11 protein-coding genes and 1 pseudogene are annotated in these 10,548 nt (G+C 64.7%); 4 read left to right on the top strand and 8 right to left on the bottom strand.

Going from position 1 to position 10,548, the window contains the following annotated elements:
• The 8 genes and pseudogenes from ACOI1H_RS21085 to ACOI1H_RS21120 all read right to left on the bottom strand — a co-directional run.
• Positions 1 to 333 (bottom strand): annotated as a pseudogene (locus tag ACOI1H_RS21085) (methyltransferase); the annotation flags it as partial.
• Entirely contained in the window at positions 330 to 728 is a 399-nt protein-coding gene (locus ACOI1H_RS21090; RefSeq protein ID WP_422439945.1) for a DUF6165 family protein, read from the bottom strand. The gene ACOI1H_RS21090 and the pseudogene ACOI1H_RS21085, both read right to left, overlap by 4 nt.
• Entirely contained in the window at positions 725 to 2,011 is a 1,287-nt protein-coding gene (locus ACOI1H_RS21095; protein ID WP_422439946.1) for a hypothetical protein, read from the bottom strand. The genes ACOI1H_RS21090 and ACOI1H_RS21095 overlap by 4 nt, the downstream gene beginning before the upstream one ends.
• A 75-nt stretch (positions 2,012 to 2,086) precedes the next feature.
• Complete coding sequence (locus ACOI1H_RS21100) at positions 2,087 to 2,872, bottom strand: hypothetical protein (RefSeq protein ID WP_422439956.1); 786 nt, start codon at positions 2,870 to 2,872, stop codon at positions 2,087 to 2,089.
• A gap of 68 nt (positions 2,873 to 2,940) precedes the next feature.
• Positions 2,941 to 4,083, bottom strand: a complete 1,143-nt coding sequence (locus tag ACOI1H_RS21105) for a glycosyltransferase family 4 protein (protein WP_422439947.1) — start codon at positions 4,081 to 4,083, stop codon at positions 2,941 to 2,943.
• Complete coding sequence (locus ACOI1H_RS21110) at positions 3,999 to 4,592, bottom strand: hypothetical protein (protein WP_422439949.1); 594 nt, start codon at positions 4,590 to 4,592, stop codon at positions 3,999 to 4,001. The genes ACOI1H_RS21105 and ACOI1H_RS21110 overlap by 85 nt, the downstream gene beginning before the upstream one ends.
• Positions 4,589 to 5,662 carry a Gfo/Idh/MocA family protein gene (locus ACOI1H_RS21115; RefSeq protein WP_422439950.1) on the bottom strand — a complete coding sequence of 358 codons (1,074 nt, stop codon included), beginning with the start codon at positions 5,660 to 5,662 and terminating at the stop codon, positions 4,589 to 4,591. Before ACOI1H_RS21115 ends, ACOI1H_RS21110 begins: the two co-directional genes overlap by 4 nt.
• Entirely contained in the window at positions 5,659 to 6,444 is a 786-nt protein-coding gene (locus ACOI1H_RS21120; RefSeq protein ID WP_422439951.1) for a ThuA domain-containing protein, read from the bottom strand. Before ACOI1H_RS21120 ends, ACOI1H_RS21115 begins: the two co-directional genes overlap by 4 nt.
• Positions 6,445 to 6,584: 140 nt before the next feature.
• Between ACOI1H_RS21120 and chlG the strand changes: the two genes are divergently transcribed.
• The 4 genes from chlG to idi are packed head-to-tail and all read left to right on the top strand — an operon-like array spanning position 6,585 to position 10,484.
• A complete protein-coding gene (chlG, locus tag ACOI1H_RS21125) occupies positions 6,585 to 7,487 on the top strand; it encodes a chlorophyll synthase ChlG (protein ID WP_422439952.1) in 903 nt (300 codons plus the stop codon).
• A 1-nt stretch (position 7,488) separates the two neighbouring features.
• Complete coding sequence (locus ACOI1H_RS21130; RefSeq protein ID WP_422439953.1) at positions 7,489 to 8,772, top strand: BCD family MFS transporter; 1,284 nt, start codon at positions 7,489 to 7,491, stop codon at positions 8,770 to 8,772.
• A 3-nt stretch (positions 8,773 to 8,775) separates the two neighbouring features.
• The gene (locus ACOI1H_RS21135; RefSeq protein WP_422439954.1) at positions 8,776 to 9,957 is read left to right on the top strand and encodes a geranylgeranyl diphosphate reductase; all 1,182 of its coding nucleotides are present in this window, start codon (positions 8,776 to 8,778) and stop codon (positions 9,955 to 9,957) included.
• Positions 9,954 to 10,484 carry an isopentenyl-diphosphate Delta-isomerase gene (gene idi / locus ACOI1H_RS21140; RefSeq protein ID WP_422439955.1) on the top strand — a complete coding sequence of 177 codons (531 nt, stop codon included), beginning with the start codon at positions 9,954 to 9,956 and terminating at the stop codon, positions 10,482 to 10,484. Before ACOI1H_RS21135 ends, idi begins: the two co-directional genes overlap by 4 nt.
• Positions 10,485 to 10,548: the final 64 nt, after the last annotated feature.

Here is a 10,548-nt window from a genome sequence, read left to right on the forward strand (position 1 = left end):
CGGCTCGACCAGAAGCCCGGTCCAGCCCAGACACCGCTCGAAATAGAGCGAATTGGAACCAGTCAGACCGTCATAAGCCCCGATATCCAGGAATGTGCCACCGCGCTTGCCATTCAGAATGCGCTCTACCGCCCGATCCTGCCCTGCCTGAGAGGCGTAGGAGAACCCGGGAACAAGCATCCCCTGCACTTCGTGCATCATCCGTACGAGCGGCCCGCGCTGGCGGCCGCGCTCGTGCTTCAGCGCTTTGGCCAGATCGATGCGCACGGCTTCCAACCCCCTGCGGGCGGCGCCGATGCGGGCGGCGGCGTCTTGCAGGTCGTCGGCCGTCATTCGTCGCCCTGTGCGAAATAGGATTTCTCTTCCACGATGGCTGATCCCAGCCACACGTTGATCCGCTTCTTGACTGCGGCGCGTTCGTCGTTCGTGGCATAGACCGCCCGGGCCAGCGCCACGAAGCCTGTGCCGAAATCCCGCCGCGCTTCGAAGGCACGGATATCATCCTCGATCGCCCAAAGATCACCGTTAATGCGGTAAAGTTCGTCCCACAGGGTCGCCAGCGCGTCGCTGCGCGGCAAGGCCGCGTCTGCAATGGCGCTGAGCAACGTCAATTCGTGCCACACGTTGGCCAGCTTCACGGGGTCAGTGATCTGTTCCGTCTTCAGCCGCAGGATCGTCAGCTTGTCGATCAGCTCTCCAGGAGAGGTCGGGATCAGGATGTCGGTCATGCGGCCACCCTATCGCGTACGCGCAGGGCCGCTTCGACCTCAGCCATGACGCCGGACCAGTCCAGCGGGCGATGCTGGCGGAACAAGCGCATGTGCGGATACCAGGGCGTGGTGTCGCCCGCATGGCCATAGACCCCGAACGGGTCCCAATGCAGCACGCACCACACCGGAACGCCCAGCGACCCTGCGACATGGGCCGTGGCGGTGTCCGACGTGATGATCAGGTCGCAGGCCAGCATCATGCCGGCGGTATCCGCAAAGTCGCGCTCCGTGCTACCGGCATCGATCAGAAAGGCGTCGCTGCCGTCGGCATGGTAGGACGCAAGGCCCGGCCCCTTGTAGAGAGAGAAGAGCTGGACACCAGGCACGTCGGCCAGCGGCAGAAAGTCCCGATGGCTGAACGACCGAAACGCATTGCCGCGATAGGTCGTCGATCCGGTCCAGACGACGCCGACCTTCAGCTTGTCCGCATGCGGTTCGACCAGCGCCCGCGCCCGCGCCACACTATCCGAAGGCACCGTCAGGCGGACCGGGGCTGGCACATCGTCGGTCTGCGCAAAGTGCAGCGCCGCGAGGTCCATCATGTTGATCCAATGATCGATTGCCGCGTCCACGCGCAGACCGTCAACCATGTCGTCGGCGCCGGCAAGACCATGCAGCAAGCGGCGCAGCGGCGGCTTGACGGCCATCACGACACGGCAGCGATGGTCTTGCAGCACGGTCAGAAACCGCGCGAACAGCACGGCATCACCGAACCCCTGTTCCGGCAGGACGGCCACGGTCTTGCCGTCCAGCGGCTCGCCTTGCCATTCGGGAAACGGCAGGTCGCGGGGCTTCAATTCTCCGGCGCGCCACCGCGCCTTGTAATTCTCCAGCCCGGCGGCATGATCCCCGGCACCAAGCTGCGCAAAGGCAAGCTGCATCCGCAGTTCTGCGTCGTCGGGATAGCGTGCCAGTGCCGCATTTGCCTGCGCAATGGCGGCGGCATGATCGCCCTTGCCCCGCAGGCAGCGCACCACCATCGCCAGTTGCGCCGGATCGTCCGGCCTCAGGGCCAGCACCCGCTGGCGCAGCGCCAGACTGTCGTCGTAACGCCCGATGTCCGACAGCAGGTTCGCGGCGTTGGTCATCGTTCCGACCCCGTCCGGGTCCAATGCCAGCGCGCGTTCGTGCGCCCGCAGCGCCATCAGGTGACGACCGGCCGCCCGGTGCAGCACACCCAGGTTCGACCAGATTCCCGCATCCCTCGGCACCCGCGCCAGATAGCGCGCATAGTCCGACATGGCTGCATCCAGCCGCCCTGCCCGATGCGCCTCCGCCGCCGTCTGCCTGAGGATTGCGTGGTTGTCCGGCATCGGTCAGTCGGCGCGCGGGCGCTTGATCGGCTGCACGAGCCTGGCCGGCCTCCGCGCCTCCGCCGCCTCGAACAGCGAAAACGTCTGGTTGACGTAATTCACCGCGCCCGAGATCAGGTCCATGTAGTCCGTAAGCTCCTCGGTCACCTCCACTTCGGATACGACGACGGACCGGTCCTGCGGCATCACCTCGAATGTGCAATAGAACAGCGGATCGCCACGGTTCACCTTCAGCGGCTGGGTCGGATCGGCCCATTCAAAGGCCCACATCAGGGGACGCGGCCAGACGTTGATCGGAAACCGCCCGCCAAAGATCGTGCCGGGCAGCGGCACCTTGGCATAATGCAGGAACGGCGCGACCTGGCTCATGTAGACCGGCTCGTCGGCGATGAAGACATAGGGCAGTTCAAGCTGGATCGTCGGCACACCGGGATAACGCCACTCATGCTCTGCCGTGATGTGCAGCTTTTCCCGCAGCTTGTTGGCGCGGATGCCCGACATGTCGCCGTTCAGGTTGCGCATCGCCGGCTTGCCGTCCTTGTCGCGCGTGAACGCGAGGTTCAGATCGAACGGGCAGCGCACCATGAAATAGCGGCTTTCCATGTTGATGACCGCCGGACAGCGGCTGGCGCTTTTGGCATGGGTCTTGTTCATGTCGGCAGATCGCACCCGTTCGGGCGGGAAATAGACGATCCCGGCCTTGCGCTGGTTCAGGAACCAGCCGACCTGTACCGGCCCCTTGCCGGGCTCCGTGCCGCGGGTATTCTCGAAATTGACCGATAACTGCATCGCCATTGTCCCCGCCGTCCGGTTGTCGTCCTACTGTCCGGATTGAACCGTTGCGGGTCAATAAGGGGTTAATTGCGGCCTGAATTTGTCTGGGGTTGTGCAACAGTCAGATAATCGTACTTGGCCAGGAACAGGGCGGCACCGATCGCAAGATCGATCCGCAGTTTCAGCCGACCGGCAGCGGTACCAATGGCCATCGGCCCTTCTGCGCCCACGGTCTCGAGCAGGGCGACCATGCGGGCCGGTGCCAACAGTGTCCGCTGATACAGTGCCCGGCCATTCAGCTTGTCCAGAACAGCCAGGCCGGCCATGTCCAGCGGCCGTCTTTGCGTGACGATCCAGTCGCCATCAGGAGACTCGGTCGGATAGCGGCCGTAAAGCGTGAAGGGGTCGATCTGCATCGGATTCAGCGGCGGGACGGCGGACCGACGCCGCGCCGCAAGCTTTTCGCCCAGTTCCAGATACCGTGGGATCACGGCCGCCCACTCCAGATGCGCCTGCACATGCGCCTGCCCGTCCCGCCCCATGCGCGCCCGCAGATCCGCATCGCTCAGTGCAACGAATGCTGCGACATGAGACCCGATGTCGATCTGCGTTTGCTGCTGCATCAGGGCCAGGTGTTGCAGATATCCGTCCGTCCCGTCGGCAAAGCGGCGCGCCAGTTCAATTGCAACGGGATACCCGCCACCGGGCATCCGGGTCGGGATCAAAAAACCTGTCTCGCCATGCACGACCGTATCGCGAAACCCGTCCCAATCCGGCATGACGACCGGCAGTCCCGCCGCCATCGCCTCGACCGGGACAAGACCAAAGGTTTCCTGTATGTTGTCCGCCGGCAGCGTGAACACGTCAGCGCCAGCCCAGATCGCGCGCCGGATGTCCGCGTCCCGCCCGTCGATGATCTGCAGGTGAATGGACGGTGCCAGCGCCGCCGCGCCGTCGCGGTGCGGTGCCTCCTCTTCTGCGCGATCGGCCCAGCCCACCATCCAGATGTGAATCGGCTGGGCAAACAGCTTTGCCGCCTGGTCCAGCGCGATGAACATCGGCGCAGGGTTGGCCTTTTCAACGCTCGTCAGCCGTCCCATCGTCATCACGACCAGCGCATCGCCGGCCCCGAACCGGTCCCTCATCCGCGCCCGCGCACCGTCCTGCGGGGCAAAGTCGGCGGCGTGAATGCCCAGCGGGATGACGGGCAATTGCGGCAGCGGCACACGCGTCGCCCCGAACCGGTCGCGGATGAACGCAGCTCCTTCTCCATCTGCCGCGCGACGATGCTGTGCGCCGCGCGCGAGGTGCAGATGATCGCGTCCCAGTCTTCCACCGGATCTGTCATCAGATGATGCAACCCCTCGATCACCCGCCGGGTCGAAACGGTGTGGGTGATGCCGACAAGGCTGCATCGGTCCGCGCCGAACGCCTGCCTGCGCCATGCGGCGTACAAGTAGCCCGGCCCCGGAAAGAACACCGTCCCGGCGGTCGTGAAATCTTCGGTCCCACGCAGAGTGCGGGTCGAAAGGGGCCGCGTCTCGCCCAGCGCCTTCACCGCCCCTTCAAGGATATCTACGGCCTTCCGGTCTTCGGTCACCGCATGGACCGTGTCGCCCGGAACATGCGCCAGAAAGCCTCGCAGGAATGATTGCCCGCCGGCCCGCGGCCCGACAAGGTCCTTGCCCGCGCCTTCGACCGCGTCCGCGTGAAAGAACAGCGCGGGGCCGGTCATGCAACGGCAACATCCCGGCACCCGTCCATGTCGGACGCGACGGCGGCATCCAGCGCCTGCTGCAAGACGGCTCCACGATTGAAGTCGGGCACGACCATGGCGCCCGCCCGGATCGCGTCGATGAACCGGACGTAGTTCGTCCGCACTGGCGGCATCTGCACATCCGTCCATGTCCCGGTCATCAAGTCCGGTTCCAGACAGGCGCGCAGGATCGACTGGTTGCCCTCCCACCGCACGTCAAGCCCGCCCGTCGTGCCGAAGATGCGCAGCCGCAGGTCGTTCAGATGCCCGCTGGCCATGCGGCTGGCGTGAACCACGCCGACTGCCCCGTTCGTCAACTGCACCTGCATCGTCGCGCTGTCGTTCGCATCCAGAGTATAGGCCCCGATCCGCCCGGCGGGGGCCTTGTCGAAAGTCCGCAATCGACAAGACATCTGCGCCGTATCCGCCCCCGCCACGAAGGTCGCGAAATCGAGGATATGCACGCCAACGTCGCCCAGCACGCCCAGCGACCCATGCGCCGAACTCAGCCGCCACAGCCATTGCGCCTCTTCGTCCCACTTGCCCCATGCCGGCTGGGTCAGCCAGCTTTGCAGATAGGATGCCTCGAAATGACGGACCTCTCCGATGGCGCCCTCTGCCACCATCCGGGCGGCTTCCATCACCGCCGGCACGTTGCGGTAGGTCAGGTTGACCATGTTCACCACACCGGCACGGTGCGCCGCATCGGCCATCTGCGCGGCCTCCGCATGGCTGACCGCCAGCGGCTTTTCACACAACACATGCTTGCCCGCGGACAGCAAGGGCAGCGTAGTGGGAAAATGCACCGCGTCCGGCGTCACGTTGGACACCGCGTCGAAGGCCCCCCAATGCAGCGCTTCAACCACGGAATCAAAGGCATGGACGATTCCGTGACGCGCGTTAAAGGCGTGCAGCGCGTCCGGGTTGCGGTCCACGCCGCCGACCAGTTCCACCCCCTCCATCGCGGCATAGGCTTCGGCATGGGCGTGCGCCATGCCGCCGGTGCCGACGATCAGGACCCGGATCGGTCGCAGGTCGGTGGACGTCACCGGAACCCCTCTTCGCCGTCCGCATGCAGCTTTTGCCCGCGCGCCTCGATCGGCTCCAGCGCCGCCTCAACCGGGACGTTGGGCGCATCGGTCACGCCCTGCACCCGCGCGGCCGGGTTATGCGCCCATTTCACCGCGTTGCGCAGCACACGCTGCACGTTGGCGTCATAGTAGGTGGGATAGGTCTCGTGCCCCGGTCGGAAGTAGAACACGTTGCCGGCACCCCGCTTGTACGTCAAGCCGGACCGGAACACCTCGCCCCCTTGAAACCATGAGATGAAGACCGTCTCAAGCGGTTCAGGCACGCCGAAGGGCTCGCCGTACATCTCTTCGTTCTCAAGCTCGAAGAAGTCGCCCAGCCCCGCCGCGATGGGATGGTTGCGCGACGTGACCCAGACCCGCTCGCGCTCTCCTGCCTCGCGCCAGGTCAGATTGCAGGGCGTCCCCATCAACCGCTTGAAGATCTTCGCGAAATGCGCGGAGTGCAGCAGGATGAGCCCCATGCCGCCCCAGACCGCCTCGGCCACGCGTTCGACCACGGCGTCGTCCACATCGCCATGCGCCGCGTGGCCCCACCACAAAAGCACATCGATTTCGGCCAGCCGCGCTGCCGTCAGCCCATGCTCCGGTTCCTGTAAGGTCGCCGTTGTGGCGGTGATTCCCGCGCCCTCGTTCAACACATCGGCAATCGCGCCGTGAATGCCCTTGGGATACAAATTTCCCACAACCTTGTTATGAGTCTCGTGAACGTTCTCGTTCCAGACCACCGCCCGTATCGTCATGCTGACGCCTTTCCACATCGTTTCGGACGCACAGTGCTACGCTGTCTGGTCCGGTGCAATGGCATCCTGACCTGTGACAATATCTGTAAATCAAAGTTTACACTTGCCCGCCGCCGCACTGTCCATTTAATCTGACACTCATGAGCATCACCGCCGCCTCCGCACCGCCGCCCCGTCGCTGGCCGCAACCGGCAGCAGTGTTGCGCTTGCTGAAACCGTGGACATGGTTCCCGCCGATGTGGGCCTATCTGTGCGGCGCGATCAGCGTTGCGGGCCTGACGGACTGGTCGCTGATCGCCCTGGGCATCCTGCTGGCCGGTCCGATCACCTGCGGGATGAGCCAGGCGGCGAATGACTGGTGCGACCGCCATGTCGACGCGATCAACGAACCGGGCCGCCCGATCCCCTCGGGCCGCATTCCCGGCCGATGGGGCCTGTGGATCGCGCAGGGCATGACGCTCCTGTCCCTCGCGGTCGGCTGGCACCTTGGTCCCTTCGTCTTTGGTGCGACGATCCTCGCCTGCGTCGCCGCATGGGCCTATTCCGCCGAACCGATCCGCGCCAAGCGTTCGGGCCTCTGGGGGCCTCTGCTGTGCGGTCTTGCCTACGAAACCTTGCCCTGGGTCACGGGGGCCGCCGTCCTCGCCTCCGGCACGCCGTCGCTGTCGGTGCTGTGTGTCGCCACGCTTTACGGACTTGGGGCCTTCGGCATCATGACCCTGAACGATTTCAAGGCGGTCGAAGGTGATCGACGGATGGGCCTGCGGTCCCTGCCCGTCACCCTTGGCCCTGTCCGCGCCGCCCGCGTCGCCTGCTGGACGATGGTGTTGCCGCAAACACTGGTGATCGCGCTGCTAACTTTGTGGGACAAGCCGTTGCACGCCACCGCAATCGCTGTCCTGCTGGCCATCCAGATCGCTGCCATGCGCCCCTTGCTGCGCGACCCCGAAGGCCGCGCCCAGTGGTATCAGGGCATGGGCATCCTGTTCTACATCAGCGGCATGATGGTCGCAGCCTTTGCCCTGCGCAATATCGGAGCCTGACATGCAGCTTTCCTGGTTTCAGATCGTCCGCCTCGGCCTCGTGCAGATGTGCCTCGGGGCCATCGTCGTCCTGACGACATCCACGCTGAACCGGCTAATGGTCGTAGAGCTTTCGCTGGCCGCCGTCGTGCCGGGACTGCTGGTCGCGCTGCACTACGGCATCCAGCTGTCGCGCCCGAAGTGGGGCTTTGCCTCTGACACCGGAGGGCAACGCACACGCTGGATCATCGGCGGCATGGTGGCGCTCGCCGCAGGTGCGCTGCTGGCCACCGGTACCATTCTGATCTTCCCGCATAGCTTTGTCTTGGGACTTGCCGTGTCGATCGTGGCCTACGCGCTGATCGGCCTGGGCGTCGGGGCGTCCGGCACATCCCTACTGGCGCTGATCGCGACGACGACGGCCCCCCACCGGCGCGCAGGCGCCGCGACGGTTACATGGCTGATGATGATCTTCGGCATCGCCGTCACCGCAGGCACAGTCGGTGCCCTGCTTGACCCATACACCCCCGCGCTGCTGCTGAAGGTGGTGTTCGCCGTGACCTGCGCAGCGATCTTGCTGACCATCCTTGCCGTCTGGGGGATCGAACGCCGCCTGACCGCTCGGGCCGAACCTGACTCCACCCCCTTCTGGGCGGGGATGAAGGAAGTCTGGCGCGAACGCCGCGCCCGCAACTTCACCCTGTTCGTGTTCCTCTCGATGACCGCCTATTTCATGCAGGAACTGATCCTCGAGCCTTACGCCGGCCTCGTCTTCGGCTTCACGCCGGGGCAAAGCACGTCGCTGTCCGGCGCGCAGAACGGCGGCACCTTCATGGGCATGCTCTGCGTCGGAATCCTCGCCACCGGCTTCAAGATCGGCAGCCTGCGCGGCTGGGTCATCGCCGGCTGCATCGGGTCCGCGCTGTCCCTCATGGCATTGTCTGTCAGCGGCTTGAACCCGGCGCAGGTCCCGCTGACACCGGTCGTCGTCACACTCGGCTTCTTCAACGGCGTCTTCGCCGTGGCCGCCATCGGGTCGATGATGGCCCTTGCCGGGCAAGGTCGCGACCGTCGCGAAGGCACCCGAATGGGTCTATGGGGGGCCGCTCAGGCCGTTGCTGCAGGCTTTGGCGGGCTGACCGGTGCCGCCCTCGTCGATATCCTGCGCCTGACCACGACTGACGCCCCCGCCTTCGGCAGCGTCTTCATCATCGAAGCCGCGCTTTTCCTTGCCGCCGCCGCCATGGCGTTACGGATCATGGACCGCGCACCCACCATTCCAGCCACACTCGTTCCAGGAGAATGAACCATGCAATATGATGTCGTCGTCGTGGGCGGTGGCCCGTCCGGTGCCACGGCGGCCGAAGACCTCGTGCGGTCCGGCCACCGTGTCGCGCTGCTGGATCGCCTTGGCCGGATCAAGCCCTGCGGCGGTGCCATCCCACCCCGACTGATTGCCGATTTCTTCATCCCCGACAACCAGTTGGTCGCAAAGATCACGACGGCCCGCATGGTCTCTCCATCCGGCCGTCACGTCGACATCCCGATCGAGGACGGCTTCGTCGGCATGGTGGACCGCGAACACTTCGACGCCTTTCTGCGCGACCGTGCCGTTGCCGCCGGTGCCGCCCTGATCCCCGGCACCTTCGTACGCATCGATCGCGACGGGGATGGCACCCATGTCGTCTATCGCGACAAGGCGGATGGATCGGAAAAGGTCCTGTCCTGCAAACTGGTCATCGGGGCCGACGGTGCCCGGTCCAAGGTCGCCGCCCAATGCGTTCCGGGCGGCGACAAAATCCCCTATGTCATTGCCTACCACGAAATCGTGGAAGCCCCGGTCAGATCCGCCACATACGATCCGACCCGGTGCGACGTGATCTATGACGGGCGCATCTCTCCTGACTTCTACGGCTGGATCTTTCCCCACGGTGGGCAGGCCAGCATCGGCATGGGGTCACTGGTGAAATCCGTCGACGTGAAACAGGCCACCGCCGACCTGCGCGCAGCACATGGCCTGACCGACTGCAAGACGATCCGCCGCGAAGGCGCGCCGATCCCGCTGAAACCACTGGACCGTTGGGACAACGGCCGCGACGTCGTACTCGCGGGTGATGCCGCCGGTGTGGTCGCGCCATCGTCCGGTGAAGGCATCTATTACGCGATGGTCGGCGGACGTGTCGCCGCAACGGCCGCCGCCGCGAAACTGCGGACCGGGCGGATCAAGGACCTGCAACTGGCGCGTCGGCTGTTCATGAAGGAACACAAGCAGGTCTTCCGCGTGCTGGGTGCGATGCAGAATGCCTACTATCGGTCGGACGAACGGCGCGAACGTTTCGTGTCGCTTTGCCATGACGTCGATGTTCAAAAACTTACGTTCGAGGCCTATATGAACAAATCACTCGTAAAGGCCCGGCCCATGACGCACCTCAAGATCGGCATCAAGAACCTGGCCCACCTGTCGGGGCTGGTGGCCGTCACCCGCATATGACCAGCCTGATCCCCGCTTGGATCGACGGCACCCTGACGCCCGTTGAAAAGCTGGAGGCCCATGTCAGGGGCCTGCGCCACAAGGCCGTCAGTGTATTCGTGATGCGTGGGGATCAGGTCCTGATTCAGCAAAGGGCACTAGGCAAGTATCACACACCCGGGCTCTGGGCGAACACCTGCTGCACCCACCCCGCCTGGAACGAGGACCCGGACGATTGCGCCATGCGTCGGCTGGCCGAGGAACTGGGCATCACAGGGCTGCCCCTGACGCATCGCGACCGGATCGAATACCGCGCCGATGTAGGCGATGGCTTGATCGAACATGAGGTCGTAGAGGTCTATGTGGGAGAGGCCCCAGCATCTTTATCCATGACGCCGAACCCGGCAGAGGTCATGGCCACCCGGTGGATGCCGCTGCAAGACCTGATGGACGAAGTCGAAGCGTCGCCGCAGCGCTTCACGCCATGGTTGCGCATTTATCTGGCGGACCATGCAACCACTATTTTCGGTGACGCTCTGGCGCAATAAATGTGTTGCATGCGGTACATATTACGTAAAATTGGATTAGGTTTTTTTAACAAGGGTTAGCAAT

Origin of the sequence: Loktanella sp. DJP18, from assembly GCF_049310965.1 — a bacterium.
GTDB lineage: Bacteria > Pseudomonadota > Alphaproteobacteria > Rhodobacterales > Rhodobacteraceae > Loktanella.

Coding starts and splice junctions, on each gene's coding strand:
- ACOI1H_RS21090 (WP_422439945.1), bottom strand. CDS start 728: ATGACCGACATCCTGATCCCGACCTCTCCTGGAGAGCTGATCGACAAG.
- ACOI1H_RS21095 (WP_422439946.1), bottom strand. CDS start 2,011: ATGTCGGACTATGCGCGCTATCTGGCGCGGGTGCCGAGGGATGCGGGA.
- ACOI1H_RS21100 (WP_422439956.1), bottom strand. CDS start 2,872: ATGCAGTTATCGGTCAATTTCGAGAATACCCGCGGCACGGAGCCCGGC.
- ACOI1H_RS21110 (WP_422439949.1), bottom strand. CDS start 4,592: ATGACCGGCCCCGCGCTGTTCTTTCACGCGGACGCGGTCGAAGGCGCG.
- ACOI1H_RS21120 (WP_422439951.1), bottom strand. CDS start 6,444: ATGACGATACGGGCGGTGGTCTGGAACGAGAACGTTCACGAGACTCAT.
- chlG (WP_422439952.1), top strand. CDS start 6,585: ATGAGCATCACCGCCGCCTCCGCACCGCCGCCCCGTCGCTGGCCGCAA.
- ACOI1H_RS21130 (WP_422439953.1), top strand. CDS start 7,489: ATGCAGCTTTCCTGGTTTCAGATCGTCCGCCTCGGCCTCGTGCAGATG.
- ACOI1H_RS21135 (WP_422439954.1), top strand. CDS start 8,776: ATGCAATATGATGTCGTCGTCGTGGGCGGTGGCCCGTCCGGTGCCACG.
- idi (WP_422439955.1), top strand. CDS start 9,954: ATGACCAGCCTGATCCCCGCTTGGATCGACGGCACCCTGACGCCCGTT.